Genomic DNA, 15,368 nt, shown 5'->3' with positions numbered 1-15,368 from the left:
CTATGCCGCGGCGGTCATTCCATCACGGACAATGCCGTGGTCCGAGAGATGAATGTTTGCGAACTGACCGTAGGAGTCGTGGAGTTCCATTTTGATCGGACCTCCTGAAACCGCACTCCAGCCGCGACCGCTCTCGGAGATTGAATACTCGAATCCGTCAGGAATATCGATGCGGACTCGATGCTCTTTTCCGGTAACAGGATTCAGTATCGGTTCACCGCGGCCTTCGGTGAAGCCTGGTACAATAACGCGTGCCCGACGGGCACGAACATCGACTTCGAAGTCGATAGCGGCGAACGCTGGGTCGTGGACCTTTTGCAGCGTGGTGGAAAACACTTGGAAGACGGTCGCACCGGGCTCAGTGTCCTGACCGCTGACGATACGCAACAACGATTCACGTTGTCGCTCATTCGCACGATCGTCCACAATGAGAAAAGCTTCACCCTTTCCTTCGTGGATCGGGCCCGGCCAGCGAAAGATGCCGATGAATCGGAGGCCATCCAGCCGGACCTCGCCGTGAAATCCTTCGTCGATCTGGAAGGCGCCTACGGCTTGACAGTATCCCGATGTTGGCGAGGCATTGAATTGGCAAGGGCACCCATAGGCGCAATTGCAATTTACGAACTCTCGTCCTTTTAGTTCCCACGTGACGGCTGCCATTTTGATACCTCCGTCGATCTTTCCTCCCACTCCAGCGAGGTCGTCGTTCGTTCCCTTAACTGGCAAGGAAGACAACCGTCGCGTCGGCTATCAAGGACAACGCCCAGCATCTTCGATAGCGGCATGCTCGTCGCATATCATAGCAAAATATTGAAAGCCCCGCCGCGCGTGAACGAAATATGCGTACGCTAGCGTCCCAAGTTTACTCATAGTGCCATGTGAAAGGATGCCATGTGAAAGGTCATAGGAACGAGTCACCTTCGTAAAGAATCCCCGCTACGAGACACATGGTCGCGAATTTATGTCCGCTCCCGGAACGTCCACGAATTGCGGATGACACTTGGGGGCGCTTTCATCGCGGGTGGCGTGACCACTCAAGCATCACGGCTGCCGCTGTCCCCGGGTCTTGACGTCACCCAACGTCCGATGGAAGGGTCGTGGCTGTCCGCAAACAGGCGGTCCGTATGGGGAGCTTCCGCGAAACGTGCGGCCAGCCTCTCACCATGCTTGTCCGCGTTTCCCGGCGCGGAGTGGTTCATGCCACCTTCTGTGGTACATCCGGTGTTGGCGGAGCAACCCTGTCGCCGGCGCCCGCGCGCGCCGGCAGCACCAGCGTGGCGACAAGACCGGGATGGGCGTCCCCCAGCCGCAATTCTCCGCCATGCAGCGTGGCAACAGCCGAGGCGAGGCTGAGTCCGAGGCCTGAGCCCGGCAGCGTGCGGCTCGTTTCCAGCCGGACGAAGCGCTCGACGGCATGCTTGCGGTCGCTTTCGGGGATGCCGGGGCCGCGATCGGTGACGCTGAGCAGCACCTGGTCGCCTTCGCGCCGGGCCTCGATCGTGATCTGCCGGCTATCCATGCTGACCACGGTTTCCGCGGGCTGCGAAGCGGGCTTGCCGTACTTGATCGCATTCTCGACCAGATTGGCGAGCGCTTGGCTGATCAACTCGCGGTTGGCATGAACCGGCGCCGGATCGGCCTTCACCTTCAAGGTCATGCCGTCGTCCTCGGCAAGCGGCTCGTAGAGCTCGTGGATGCCACCTGCGACCTCGGCGGCGTCGAAATCATCCATGTTGCCGCGCGCCTGCCCGGACTCGGCGCGCGCGATCATCAGAAGCGCGTTGAAGGTGCGAATCAGCCCGTCGGATTCCTCGATGGTCCGCTCCAGCGCGACGCGGTAATCGGCCTCGCTGCCTGATCTCGCCAGCGCCTCCTCGGCGCGGTTGCGCAAGCGCGTCAGCGGCGTCTTGAGATCGTGGGCGATGTTGTCGGAGACTTCCTTCAGCCCCGCCATCAAGGCCTCGATCCGCTCCAGCATCGCGTTGAGGTTTTCGGCGAGGCGATCGAGTTCGTCGCCGCTGCGCCCCACGGGCAGGCGCCCGCTGAGATCGCCGGTCATGATGCGCTGGGCGGTGCCGGTCATCGCGTCGATGCGCCTGAGCACCCTGCGCGCCACGAAGATGCCGCCGCCGAGGCCGAGCACCACGACGATCAGGACCGACCATTGCGCCGCCTTGGCGACGATGCCGAACAGGCGCCGCCGCTCGGCGAGGTCGCGGCCGATCAGAAGCCGGAAGCCGTTTTCGAGCTCGGTGACGCGCACCAGTGCACGATGATCGCGGTCATCGGCGTCCTCGATCCGCCGGTAGGCGGTCTCGGTCCAACCGCGCGTCGCCATCACACCGGGCGCGAGCGAGCCGACATTGCCGGCGATCGCCTGCCCCGTCGGCGTGGTCACGAGGTAGAGGTTGGCGCCCGGACGCAGCGCGCGATACTCGATCGTGCGCACGAGGTTGTACATGCCGCGGCGGTCGTAGATCTCGCTGATCTCCGAGGTCTCGGCATTCACCGTCTGCGTGATTTCCTCGGTGATCAGCCGCCGCGTGTTCCAGGCGAAATAGCCGAGCAGCGAAGCCGCGAACATCGCGAACAGCAGCAGATAGACCAGCGTCAGCCGGAACGCCGTGGTGCGGACGAGTTTACCGAATGCCGTCACGGATCATGTACCCGGCGCCGCGGATCGTGTGCAGCAGCGGGCGCTCGAAACCCTTGTCGATCTTGGAGCGGAGCCGCGAAATGTGCACGTCGATCACGTTGGTCTGCGGATCGAAATGATAGTCCCAGACGTTCTCGAGCAGCATGGTGCGCGTCACCACCTGGCCGGCGTGCTTCATCAGATATTCGAGCAGGCGGAATTCACGCGGCTGGAGCGTCAGCTCGTCCTTGCCGCGGGCGACGCGATGCGACAGCCGGTCGAGCTCGAGATCGCCGACGCGGTAGAGCGTGTCCTCGGCCGGGCCGCCGCGGCGGCGCGACAGCACCTCGACACGGGCCAGGAGCTCGGCGAAAGAATAGGGCTTCGGCAGATAATCGTCGCCGCCGGCACGCAGGCCCTTGATGCGGTCGTCGACCTGCCCGAGCGCGGAGAGAATCAGCACCGGCGCGGTGTTGCCCTTGTCGCGCAACGCGCCGATCAGCGACAGGCCATCGCGCTTGGGCAGCATGCGATCGACCACCAGCACGTCGTAATCGCCGTTCTCGGCCATGGCGAGGCCTTCCTCGCCGTCAGCGGCGTGGTCGGCGATGTGTCCGACTTCGCGAAACGCCTTGGCGAGGTAGTCGGCGGATTCGCGGTCGTCTTCGATGATGAGGAGGCGCATCGTGCGTTCGGCGGCGGTCAAGGAGGTCAACCTTCTCTAAACATGGCGCGAGCGGCAACGGCATGCAAGCCGAGCGGGAGAATGTCGAAGCAGGAAAAAGGCGGGCGGTGAGGCTGGGGGGACCTCACCGCCCTAGGCCTTCCGACGGAGGGGGGCGTAATTCCACCGGAAGGTAGACGGGGGAAGCCAGCGTTGCGCTGCTTCCCCGAAGGGCACCGGCGGCGGGGGCGACTGATGCCGGCGGTACCCTTCATCTCGTAGGCCTCCTTAAGCCCTCAGCCCTTGGCGAGGGGCACCGCGACGAAGCGCGACTGGCCGCCGCTCTTCACGCGCATCAGGACGCTGTTCTTGCTGTCGGTCCGCGCCGCATTGATGGCCTCGCGGACGTCGCCGGCGGTGCTCACGCTCTTGCCGCCGACTTCGAGGATCACGTCGCCTTCCTTGAAGCCGCGTTCGGCCGCGGCGCTCTTCGGATCGACCTCGGTGACGACGACGCCTTCCTTGCCGGCGCCGGCCACGGAATTTGCGGGCGCAACGGTCATGCCGAGCTTGGGCACGTCGGTGCCGCGATTGGCACGCTTGCCGCCGTCATTGTCGGTGTCGGCCTTGGCCTCGACCGTGTTCGGCAACTGGCCGAGGGTGAGGTTCACGACCTTGTCCTGGCCCTTGTGCAGCACGTTGAGCTTCACCGTCGCGCCTGGCGCCATGCCGCCGATGGTGCGGGCGAGCTCGCGGGCGTCCTTGACGGATTCGCCGTTGACCGCCGTGATCACGTCGCCGGACTCGATGCCCGCCTTGGCGGCCGGACCGTTGCTCTGCGGCTCAGCCACCAGCGCACCTTCGGCCTTCTTCATGCCGAGGCTGTCGGCGATGTCGGAGGTCACCGGCTGAATCTGCACGCCGATCCAGCCGCGGCTGACCGAGCCCTTGTCCTTGAGCTGGGCAACCACGCTCTTGACGGTGTTGGCAGGAATCGAGAACGCGATGCCGACGCTGCCACCCGAGGGCGAGTAGATCGCGGTGTTGACGCCCATCACCTCGCCGTTGGTATCGAAGGCGGGACCGCCGGAATTGCCCTTGTTCACGGGCGCGTCGATCTGGATGAAGTCGTCATAGGGGCCGTTGCCGATGTCGCGGCCGCTGGCCGAGACGATGCCGGCGGTCACGGTGCCGCCGAGGCCAAAGGGATTGCCGACCGCAAGCACCCAGTCTCCGATCCGCGGCTTGCTATCGGCAAGCTTCGCGAACGGGAAGTTCGAGCCACCCTCGACCTTGATCAAGGCAAGGTCGGTGCGCTGGTCGGTACCGATCACCTTGGCGGTGTAGGTCTTGCCGTCATCGGTGGTGACCTCGACCTTGTCGGCGCCGTCGACCACGTGGTTGTTGGTCACGGCATAGCCGTCGGCCGAAATGAAGAAGCCGGAGCCCTGGCCCTGCACGACGCGGCCGCGGCCTCCCTTCAGGCCCGGGAAACCATCGGGACCGCCGAAGCGGCGGAAGAAGCGCTCCATCGGCGAACCCGGCTGGAACGGCGAGGAGGAATCATCGCCGTCATCGTTGCTTGCGATCTTCTCCTTGATGTTGACCTTCACCGAGATCACCGAGGGCTTCACGCGCTCGACGATATCGGCGAAACCGACCGGACGTTCGACCTTGCGAACCTCGTTATTGACCTGCGCATGCGCCGGGCTGGAGAACAGATCGGCCGGCGAGCTCGATGGGCTGAAGCCATAGACAGCCGCGCCGAGGCCGGCGACGACCGAAGCCATCAGCGCGAGCTTGCGCGCAGAAAATACCGACCGGCGCGGCTGCCGGTACGACGGAAGGTTCGAGAGGTCGGGACGTTCGGTCATGCGGAAATCTCCAGGGCCCTGAATTCCTTTGGTGCCGGATGCCAGCACCTTACGGACCTGAAGATGGGGACTCCCGCCTTACCGCGCGCTGGCGGCGGGGTTAAACTTTTGTAATGAAGAGACGAGGCGGATGCGGCAGTTTAGCGCAGGCCGAAAATCGTGATCTTACAGGAACTTAGCCGGGCTCGCGGAACCGCGCATGGGCACGATTTTTGGCGGCCTCAGCTCGCCCTGACGCTGACGATGAACTCATCGACTTCGCGCTTCAAGGTCTCGGCCTGCTGCGACAGGTCGACCGCCGAGTCCCGCGCCTCGGCGGCCATGCGGCCTGTCTCCGCGGAGGTCGAGGTGATCTGGACGATATGGTTGGAGACGTCGAGGGTTCCGCGCGCGGCGTCCTGGGCGCTGCGCGTGATCTCCTGCGTGGCGTTGCGCTGCTGGGCGGTGTCGATCTCGATGCCGGACATGATGGACGAAATCTCCGACAGCGTCCTGGAAATACCGTCGATCGCGCCGCGGGTCTCCGCGGTGATGCCCTGGATGCTGGCGACATGGGAAGTGATCTCCTCCGTCGCCTTGCTGGTCTGATGCGCCAGATTCTTCACTTCAGAAGCGACCACCGCAAACCCCTTGCCCGCCTCCCCTGCCCGTGCCGCCTCGATGGTGGCATTGAGCGCCAGGAGATTGGTCTGCGATGCGATTGCCTGCACGAGCTGGACGACCTCGCCGATCTTGTCGGCGGCATCGGACAGCGTGTGGATGGTATCGCGGCTCTTCTCCGCCTGGGACGCCGCGCCCTCGGCGCGCTGGGTCGCGTCCGTGACGCGGCGGCTGATCGTGCCGATCGAATTCGTCATCTCCTCGGCAGAGCCCGCGACCGTCTGCACGCTGCCACTGGCCTGCCCCGCGGCGCTCGCGACCGCATTGGCCTTGGTGCTGGTGTCGTTGGCCGTCCGCGACAGCGTCTCGGCATTGGTCTTCAGATGCACGGCCGATGACGCCACGCTGTCGACCACGCTGGCGACGAGATCGTTGAAGCGCCTGATCCGATCGTCCAGGAATTTCGACCGCGCGGCCTGATGCTGCGCTTCATGTAGCTGCTGCTCGGAGAGGCGGCGCCGCTCGAGGCCGTTGGTCTTGAACACCTCCAGCGCACTGGCGAGCAGGCCGATCTCGTTGGTGCGGCCGAGCCCCGGAACCGATGTCTCGAACTTCTGGTCGGCGACCTCGCGCATGGCATGGACGATCGCCGCCAGGGGACCGAGAATGCCGTTGCGCACCGCGAACCAGGTGGTGAGGCAGATCGCGGCGGCGACGACCGCAATCACGCCGCAGGCGACCAGGAAGTAGGAGAACGCGGTCTGCGCCTGCTGATAGATCTGCATGGCATGCTCGCGCACCGGGCCGCTCAGCGTGGCGAAGTCCGAGGAGAGGCTGGTGATCTCGTTGTTGAGATAGAGCACGGCAATGAAGCCGGTGCCGCCGCCGATGCCCAGCAGGAACAATAACGCAGCGACGACGGCGCCGACCAGGAAGCGGATCGTCAGATTGCTGTTCGCGAACATCGGAGGACTCAGAGTCTGGAATCGAATCTCGGGACAAGGTTCCAGACAAAGGTCAACATAGCATGAACCACGCGGCCGCGGCCGGCGGCCTACGTAGCTTTACGTATCTCGGAAGATTTGGTGTCGTCCGACATCAAGGCTGCGAGTCGCGCCTCTTCATCGGGCGTGAGCGGCGACGTCGGTACGTCGGCACCACTCCGCGAGCGACGGCGGATTTGTAGCCACAGCGCCAGGCCGCCCCCGATCAGCAGCAGCGGCCCGAGCAGCCACAGCAGAAGGGTCTGGCGCTCGAAGCGCGGTTTCAGCAGCACGAACTCGCCGTAGCGCGCCACCAGGAAGTCGAGCACCTGTGCATTGCTGTCGCCGGCCGCAATGCGCTCGCGCACCAGGAGCCGCAGGTCGCGTGCCAAGGGCGCGTCGGAATCGTCGATCGACTGGTTCTGGCAGACCATGCAGCGCAGCTCGCGCGACAGCTCGCGCGCGCGCGCTTCCTTGGCGGGGTCCGACATGATCTCGTCGGGCTGGACAGCGTGGGCCGCAGGCAAAGCCAGCAGCATCAACGCGATGAACGCGACCATCATCCGGCGCATCGGATCACTCCGCGGGCTGGAGGCGCTGCTTGGCCCGGGCCGGCTTCGGCGCGCCGACGCGCAGGCGGCGGTCGGAGAGCGAGAGCACGCCGCCAAACGCCATCAGCACCGGCCCCCACCAGATCAGCAACACCATCGGCTTGTAGTAGATGCGCACGGCGATCGCGCCTTCGGCGGTGGCATCGCCGAGCGAGACGTAGAGCTGGCTCGCGCCGCGGGTCAGCAGCGCTGCCTCGGTCGTCGACGAGCCGCGCGTGGTGAAGCTGCGCTTCGATGGCGTCATGACCGTGAGCGCTTCGCCATCGCGGCTGATCTTGAACTCGGCGATCATCTCGCGGTAGTTCGGGCCCTGCCGTTGAAGCAGCCCGTCGAGCTTCAGGTCATAGCCGGCGACATGGGCAATGTCGTTCGGCTTCATCGTCGCGATGTATTCGCTGTTCCAGGTGGTCTCGCAGACGATCCCGATCAGCGCAACGCCGAGACCGGCATGCGCAAACGCCGTACCCCAGGCCGATCGCGGCAGGCCGCGCGCCCGGTGCAGCACCGTTGCGAACGGCAGGCGAACCAGGCCTGTCCGCTCGACGATGTCGGTGACGGCGCCGGCGATGACGAAGACGCCGAGCCCGATCGCGAGCGGCGCCAGCGCACTGCCGCCCCGCACCCAGGCCCAGGTGATGGCGATCACGACCAGCCCGGCAAGGCCGGCTGCGAGCAGGCGCTGCGTCACGCCGAGCAGGTCCCCGCGCTTCCACGCCAGCATCGGCCCGAACGGCACGGCCAGCAGCAGCATGGCAAACAGCGGCGCGAAGGTGAGATTGTAGAAGGGCGCGCCGACCGACATCTTGAAGTCGGCGAGCATCTCCATCGCCAGCGGATAGAGCGTGCCGAACAGCACCACCGCGCAGGCCACGGTGAGCAGCAGATTGTTCAGCACCAGCGCACCCTCGCGCGAGATCGGCGCGAACAGGCCGCCCTGCTTCAAGGAGGTGGCGCGGCCCGCGAACAGCGCAAGGCTGCCGCCGATGAACAGGCAGAGGATCAGCAGGATGAACACGCCGCGGGTGGGATCGGTGGCGAAGGCGTGCACTGAGGTGATGACGCCCGAGCGCACCAGGAAAGTGCCGAGCAGCGACAGCGAGAAGGTCAGGATCGACAGCAGGATGGTCCAGACCTTCAGCGCATTGCGCTTCTCCATCACCAGCGCCGAATGCAGCAGCGCGGTGCCGGCCAGCCACGGCATCAGCGAGGCGTTCTCGACCGGATCCCAGAACCACCAGCCGCCCCAGCCGAGCTCGTAATAGGCCCAGTACGAGCCCATGGCGATGCCGAGCGTCAGGAAGATCCAGGCGACCAGCGTCCACGGCCGCACCCAGCGCGCCCAGGCCGCATCGATCCGTCCCTCCATCAACGCCGCGATGGCAAAGGAGAACGAGATCGAGAAGCCGACATAGCCGAGATAGAGCATCGGCGGATGCACGGCGAGGCCGATGTCCTGGAGCACCGGATTGAGATCGCGTCCCTCGATCGGCGGGTTCGCGATGCGCAGGAACGGATTCGACGTCATCAGGATGAAGAGATAGAAGGCGCTGGCGATCCAGGCCTGCACGGCCAGCACATGCGCGCGCAGCGACAGCGGCAGATTGTTGCCGAAGCTCGCGACCAATCCGCCGAACAGCGCGAGGATCGACACCCACAGCAGCATCGAGCCTTCATGATTTCCCCAGACGCCGGTGATCTTGTAGAGCAGCGGCTTCATCGAGTGGGAGTTCTCGTACACGTTGGCGACGGAGAAATCCGAGTTCACGTGCAGCATCACCAACGCGACGAACGAGGCGCCGACGAAAAGCAGCTGCGCCAGCGCGGTGGAGCGCGCCACGTTCATCAGGGCGACATCGCCCAGGCGGGCGCCGATCAATGGTACGGTGGACTGGATCAGTGCCAGTCCGAGCGCCAGCACCAGCGCGTAATGTCCGGATTCCGCGATCACCGCATCGCTCCCTGCGGATTGCCCTGCGCGGTCGTGGCCGCAGGCTTGCCGCTGTCAGAAGGCTTGCCGCCGTAATCGTCCTTCCAGTGCCCCTGCTTCTTCAGGGCATCGGCGACGTCCTTGGGCATGTAGGTCTCGTCGTGCTTGGCAAGGACAGTGTCGGCCTTGAACACGCCGTTGGCGTCGAGCGCGCCTTCGGCGACCACGCCCTGCCCTTCGCGGAACAGGTCGGGCAGGATGCCCTTGTAGGCAACCGGCAGCTTGGCGTTGCCGTCGGCAACCTCGAAGGTTACCGCGAGATTGTCGCCGCGCTGCAGCGAGCCGGGCTGCACCAACCCGCCGAGGCGAAACCGCCTGCCCGGCTCGACATGCTTCTCGGCGACCATGGTCGGCGTCGAAAAGAACACGATGGAGTCGCGAAGTGCGTTGAGCACCAGCGCGGCCGCGAGCGCGAGCACGGCGAGCGAGCCGCCTATGATGGTCATACGTCGCTGCTTGCGCGTCATGGCGTATTCGTTCTCCGCTCGTCTCGTCCCGAAATCGTCATCCGTCGACCCCGAGAGTCCTCAGGCCTTCGTTGAGCTGGCGCAGCCGCTCGGCGTCGCCGGCAACCGCCTGCCGGGCATCGGCCGAGGCCCCCATGGCCTTGTCTCGCTCGCCCATCACGAGATAGGCGCGCACCAGACGCAGCCAACCCTCGACATCGTCGCCGTTCTGTTTCAGCCGCGTGGCCAGACGATCGACCATGCCGCGCACCATCGCGTTGCGATCGCCTTCGGCGATATCCTTGGAAGCAGCTATCGTCTCATCGGACAGCGCGGGCATCGTGCCGCCGCCGACCCGCGCCAGCGAGGACTGCACCAGGGCACGCCACGGTGCATCTGCAGGCGCCTTCGCCAGCAGCGCGCGCCACATCGTAGCTGCGTCGCCCTTGCGGCCATCCTGCTCGGCCGCAAGTCCCAGGAAGTAGTTCGCCTTGGGATCGTCGGCGTTCAAGGCGTGCGCACGCTCGAATTCAGTCTTGGCCTCGGCTGTCACCACACCGCCGGCAGCAGCCGAGATCGCTTCGCCGAGATCGGACCGGCGCTCCGCGCTCTCGCCATTGTAGGTGAGCGAGTTGCGATAGGCGCGCACCGCGTCGTCGAAACGGCCAAGCCGCTCCAGAACCGGCGCGAGCACGTTCCAGCCGCGCCCGTCGGTCGGACTCTTTTCCAGATGTTGCTCGACCTGAACGACGAGGTTCTCGAGTGACTGCGCCATGCCGGACCCGCGCTGCCGCTGCGCCAGGGGAAAGTCCTGAAGCTTGGGTGAGCCGAGTGGCATGTAGACGGCGACTGCAACGAGCGGCAGGCCGGCGAGCGCCAGCGCAGCCGCCACACGGCGCCATTTGAGGTTCGACTTCGGAGCCATTGCGGGCTCGCTGGCGGCCGCCGCGAGCAGCCTGCGGCTGATCTCGACACGCGCAGCCTCGGCCTCCGGCGCAGGGATCAGCCCTGCGGCGAGATCACGCTCGATCTCGGCCAGCTGGTCCTTGTAGACCGCGACCTCGCTGCCCTGATCTTGCGCGCCGCTACCCCGGCCAAGCGGCCAGAGCACGGCGAAAATCGCCGCGACCGTCATCAGCGCGAACACGAACCATAGCGTCATCTGGCAAGCTTCCGGCAGCGCACGAACCGCGCCTATAGGTGCCTTTACACCACGGCCGGACGATGCGGCAATTGACAATTGTCAATTCGCGCGACCGCATTCGGTCCCGAAAATGTGAAAATCCAACGGCTTAGCCGATCTCGAAGTCCGCACTTCGCGCCGCGTCCTCGCCGTGCCCGTTGAAGGCCCTCAGGAAGTATGTTCCCGGCTTGATTGCGTCCGGCAATCTGATGCGCAACGCTCCGACCGGAACCCGAGATGCAACCCTCGTGATTGTCTCAGGCAGCTGCCGATCGCTTGCCTTCTCGACCAGCACCACCTTGGCCCCAACCATCAGCCTCTGATACTTGGCAACGATGACGCGGTTCTCAATTTCGATGGAGCTGATAACGGGTTTCATGCGCCTACAGATAGAAATTCCCCGGACTTGCTCGGGGACCGTACGGCGCGCCATCGATATCGTCAACCAGAAATTGTGACCAGGAAATTTGCGCCCATTCAACCCGCGCGCGACGATTTGCGCTCGCCTGTGAGCGCGTTCTCGGCGGCCCGACTCATCAACGAGGCGTAATCGTCGCCGAACAGCACCTGGCAGAAGCGGATCGCGGCCTGCACCTGCTGCTGCCGATAGGCGCGGACCTTGTGATCGGCGGCGCGCAGTGACTGCACCAGCTGCTCGGTCGAGCGTTCCACATATTGCTGGAGATCGGAATAGGTGCGCAGCGTCACCTCGTTGATCGCAAGCTCGCTCGCATAGTTGCGGCAAGTCGCGACGAAGTCGATCAGCGCCACGGTTTCCTCGACCTCGGTGCTGTCGACCCGCGCGCCCGGCGGAATGTCCTTCTCGGGGCGCTGGCGCAGGATGCGGCGAACGCGGCCGGGAACGCTGTCGATCTCGGATTGCAGCGCATTGGAGATGTCGGCGCGGATCGACGTCAACTGCTTGCCCCAGGCGGAATCGTTGCGCAGGTCGAGCTCGGTGCGCAGGCCGCGCACGCCGTCGTGCAGCGTCTTGAGATTGCCGGCGACGTTGTCGAAATGGCCGCGCTTGATGTCCATGCGAAGGATCGCGGCCACGCAGGACAGATCATGCAGCGCGATCGTGACGGCAACGCCATAAGGCGTTGCCGCGACGCGGATCTCGTCGTCGGACGCGGCAATCTTGATGGCGAGGCGGATGATCTGCCAGGGGGCGGTCATCCGCTGCACCACCATCGAGAGCGCGAAGGGCAGCATCTGCGGCGTCTGAAGCGCGGGAATGTTGAGCGCCGACGTCACCGAGGCGATCTGGGGATCGCCGAAGGCGCGCAGGAAGCGCGGCAGCTTCTCGTTCACGGCGGCGATCGCCTCGCGGACCTGGAGTACCGCACCTATCGAATAGAGATCCTCGATCACGTTCGGCGGGCCGACACGGGCCAGCGCGCGCGATTTGTCGCCTCCGCCCGGCCCCGTCAGCTCGAAGATGGCATCCGCGGCCACCATCTGGAGCCTCGAGGTCAGGGCTTCGACCTGTCCTGCATTGTCGGCCGGCATGCGCGACAGCACCGCCTCGAATTCGTTCACCTTATCCGGTGCGCCGTCACGGCCGAGCCACTGCCAGATCGGCTGTAGCGAGGAGCGGCGAATCTGGCCGACCCGGACCGGGGTGCCCGCCTCGACCAGAAACGGTTCCAATACCTGGAACAGCAGCCGCGACAGATCGTCCGTGCGCGGCGGCGGAGCCTCATCGGCTTCGGTCTTGCGGACGATCTTGCGCAGCTGCTCGAGCACCAGGGTTGCCACAGCCGTGTCCTGGCCGCGCTCCAGTGCGCGCTCGAACTCCCGCATCAGCAGGGCCTGCGCCTGCGGCGGGAGCTGCGCGAGATATTCCCTCAGCCGCTCGATCGATGTCTGGCTCATGCGCCCGGGTTATGCACGGTAAAATGGCGGACATGGGATGCGTCCGGGCGCGATCATAGGACGGCCCCACTTAAGAAGCCGTTTAGGAAGTGGGTCCGAATGCCCCCCGGTTTCCTCCGGACGGGGATCGGCGAGGACGAAAAACCATCTCGAAACAAGGGACTACAGTCCCGGAAGGACCAATTCGGCCCGCAGGCCGCCGGTCGGCGCAGCTCCGAGCGAAAGGCTGCCGCCATAGAGCGCGGCGAGATCGACCACGATGGACAGGCCCAGTCCCGATCCGGGCTTGGACTCATCCAGCCGCTGGCCGCGCCTGGAGACCTGCGCGCGCTCGGCCTCCGACAGGCCGCGACCGTCGTCATCGACGATGATCCGCAAACGCGGGCCGGCGCCGGTCTGGTGCGGCGTCTCGACCAGAACCTCGATCAAGACGCGCGAGGCGGCCCATTTGCAGGCATTGTCGACGAGATTGCCGACCATCTCCTCCAGATCCTGCCGCTCGCCGCGAAATTTTGCCGACGCGTCGGTCTTGGCTTCGACGACAATGCCACGGTCGCGATGGATCTTCTCCATGGTCCGCCGCAGCGCCTCGATGGCAGGCGCCACGTCCGTCACGGTCGCGACCACCGATACCCGCGCTGCAATGCGCGCACGTTCCAGATGATGGGCGACCTGGTCGCGCATCAGGTCCGCCTGCTCCATCACCTTGGCCGCAAATGGATCGGCCAGGTGGGCGCCGGCCTCGTTGACGATGACCGAGAGCGGCGTCTTGATCGCATGGGCGAGATTGCCGACATGGGTGCGCGCGCGCTCGACGATCTCGCGATTGGCATCGATCAACGCGTTGGTCTCGCGCGCCAGCGGCGCGATCTCGACCGGGAATTCACCCTCGAGCCGTTCCGCCCGCCCGGAGCGAATGTCGGCGATCGACTCCGAGATGCGCTTGAGCGGTGCGAGGCCGAACCGGACCTGGAACACGGTCGTCAGCAGCAGCACGATGCCGAGCGCGGTGAAGGTGCCGCCGAGATAGTAGTCGAAGCTTCGCGTCTCGTCGAAGATCTCGGTGTCGTCGCCGGCGACGCTGACGAGAAATTTGCCGTCGGCGCCGAGATCGACCGGCCGTTCCACCATGCGCAGATTTTGCCCTTCCGGGCCGTCGACATAGGCGAGCCTGATGCCGGCCGCGGTGAGCTCGGCGCCCTGCTCCTCCAGCTTCGGCAGCTTCTTGTCCCAGAGCGAGCGCGAGGACCGCACCTCCGGCTTCTCGGTGTCGGTGCGCGTGATCTGCCAGTACCAGCCGGACAGCGGCAGCTCGAACAGGGGCTCGCCGAGCGACTGGAACTGGCGATCCGGCGGCTCGTCGGGGGTCGCGACCTCGGCGATGAGGGTGCGCAGATAAAGATTGAGCCGACGGTCGAAGGCGCGCTCGGTGGCGTTCTTGTAGACCGACGACAGCACCACGCCCGTGATGGCCAGGATCACCACGAGCCAGGCGGTCGCCGACAAGAACAGTCGGTTCGCAAGCGAGCTAGCGGCCATCGGAACGGTCCAGACGGAGGCTGGAAGTCAGGTCGTCGGAAGTCATGTCGTCTGAAGTCATGGGCCGACCAAGGCCCGTGTCGGGGCGGCCGTCAAGCCCGGACCGCTCGAAGTCCAGGCCTCAAGCGCCCGGCGCAGGCGGCGGCGTCAGCAGATAGCCGAGGCCGCGGACGGTCTGGATGATGTCGACATCGAGCTTCTTGCGGATGCGGCCGACGAATACCTCGATCGTATTGGAGTCGCGGTCGAAATCCTGGTCGTAGAGATGCTCGACCAGCTCCGTGCGCGAGACCACCCGCCCGGAATGGTGCATCAGGTAGGCCAGAAGCCGATATTCGTGCGAGGTCATCTTGACGGGATTGCCCGACACGCTGACGCGGCCGGTCCTGGTGTCGAGCGTGACGGGACCGCAGCTGAGTTCGCTCTGGGCATGACCCGCCGAGCGGCGCAGCAGGGCGCGGATGCGCGCCAGCACCTCCTCCAGGTGGAACGGCTTTGCGACATAGTCGTCGGCGCCGGCATCGAAGCCCTGCACCTTGTCGCTCCAGCGGTCGCGTGCGGTGAGGATCAGGACCGGCATGGTGCGGCCGTTGCGGCGCCAGGCCTCCAGCACCGAGATGCCGTCCTTCTTCGGCAGGCCGATGTCGAGCACCACGGCATCATACGGCTCGGTGTCGCCGAGATAGTGCCCCTCCTCCCCGTCGAAGGCCCGATCGACCACATAGCCGGCGTCGGTCAGCGCCTTGGTGAGCTGGCGATTGAGATCGGGGTCGTCCTCAACAACGAGCAGGCGCACGCTTCTCTCCAAGGATAGGCTACAAGAACAGGCTGCATGAACACCGCCAGAGATGAGCAATTCCGGCGTGAACTGAATATGAACGCGGGGAACCGGCCTACGTTACTTTTTGGTCATATAGGACCCGTCGCAAGCGAATGCGACTGCGCCCGCCATGCCGCGGGACGAGCCG

At 65.3% G+C, this 15,368-nt stretch carries 13 protein-coding genes; all 13 read right to left on the bottom strand.

Annotated elements, in window-relative coordinates:
- Positions 1-660 carry a DUF1326 domain-containing protein gene (locus tag XH87_RS31435; protein ID WP_158669988.1) on the bottom strand — a complete coding sequence of 220 codons (660 nt, stop codon included), beginning with the start codon at positions 658-660 and terminating at the stop codon, positions 1-3.
- A gap of 535 nt (positions 661-1,195) precedes the next feature.
- On the bottom strand, positions 1,196-2,656 hold the full coding sequence (locus XH87_RS31430) for a sensor histidine kinase (RefSeq protein WP_035699644.1): 1,461 nt from the start codon (positions 2,654-2,656) through the stop codon (positions 1,196-1,198).
- Positions 2,640-3,320 carry a response regulator transcription factor gene (locus XH87_RS31425; protein ID WP_035699648.1) on the bottom strand — a complete coding sequence of 227 codons (681 nt, stop codon included), beginning with the start codon at positions 3,318-3,320 and terminating at the stop codon, positions 2,640-2,642. The genes XH87_RS31430 and XH87_RS31425 overlap by 17 nt, the downstream gene beginning before the upstream one ends.
- A 275-nt stretch (positions 3,321-3,595) precedes the next feature.
- The gene (locus XH87_RS31420) at positions 3,596-5,173 is read right to left on the bottom strand and encodes a Do family serine endopeptidase (protein ID WP_271525600.1); all 1,578 of its coding nucleotides are present in this window, start codon (positions 5,171-5,173) and stop codon (positions 3,596-3,598) included.
- Between the two features lie 221 nt (positions 5,174-5,394).
- A complete protein-coding gene (locus XH87_RS31415) occupies positions 5,395-6,738 on the bottom strand; it encodes a methyl-accepting chemotaxis protein (protein WP_271590226.1) in 1,344 nt (447 codons plus the stop codon).
- A gap of 89 nt (positions 6,739-6,827) precedes the next feature.
- Complete coding sequence (locus tag XH87_RS31410; RefSeq protein ID WP_271590225.1) at positions 6,828-7,328, bottom strand: cytochrome c-type biogenesis protein; 501 nt, start codon at positions 7,326-7,328, stop codon at positions 6,828-6,830.
- Positions 7,329-7,332: 4 nt separating this feature from the next.
- Complete coding sequence (locus XH87_RS31405) at positions 7,333-9,315, bottom strand: heme lyase CcmF/NrfE family subunit (RefSeq protein ID WP_271590224.1); 1,983 nt, start codon at positions 9,313-9,315, stop codon at positions 7,333-7,335.
- Positions 9,312-9,821, bottom strand: a complete 510-nt coding sequence (gene ccmE / locus XH87_RS31400) for a cytochrome c maturation protein CcmE (protein ID WP_035699657.1) — start codon at positions 9,819-9,821, stop codon at positions 9,312-9,314. Before ccmE ends, XH87_RS31405 begins: the two co-directional genes overlap by 4 nt.
- 37 nt (positions 9,822-9,858) lie before the next feature.
- Entirely contained in the window at positions 9,859-10,962 is a 1,104-nt protein-coding gene (ccmI, locus tag XH87_RS31395) for a c-type cytochrome biogenesis protein CcmI (protein ID WP_271590223.1), read from the bottom strand.
- A 130-nt stretch (positions 10,963-11,092) separates the two neighbouring features.
- The gene (locus XH87_RS31390) at positions 11,093-11,362 is read right to left on the bottom strand and encodes a hypothetical protein (protein ID WP_035699661.1); all 270 of its coding nucleotides are present in this window, start codon (positions 11,360-11,362) and stop codon (positions 11,093-11,095) included.
- A gap of 98 nt (positions 11,363-11,460) precedes the next feature.
- Positions 11,461-12,861: a hypothetical protein gene (locus tag XH87_RS31385; RefSeq protein ID WP_271590222.1), complete on the bottom strand. Its 1,401-nt coding sequence runs from the start codon at positions 12,859-12,861 to the stop codon at positions 11,461-11,463.
- A gap of 162 nt (positions 12,862-13,023) precedes the next feature.
- Positions 13,024-14,400, bottom strand: coding sequence for a sensor histidine kinase (locus tag XH87_RS31380; RefSeq protein ID WP_271590221.1), 1,377 nt, complete (start codon positions 14,398-14,400; stop codon positions 13,024-13,026).
- 121 nt (positions 14,401-14,521) lie between these two features.
- Positions 14,522-15,196: a response regulator transcription factor gene (locus XH87_RS31375; RefSeq protein WP_271590220.1), complete on the bottom strand. Its 675-nt coding sequence runs from the start codon at positions 15,194-15,196 to the stop codon at positions 14,522-14,524.
- Positions 15,197-15,368 lie beyond the last annotated feature (172 nt).

This window comes from Bradyrhizobium sp. CCBAU 53415, assembly GCF_028128735.1.
Classification (GTDB): domain Bacteria; phylum Pseudomonadota; class Alphaproteobacteria; order Rhizobiales; family Xanthobacteraceae; genus Bradyrhizobium.
This window is presented reverse-complemented; position numbering and strand designations above follow the sequence as displayed.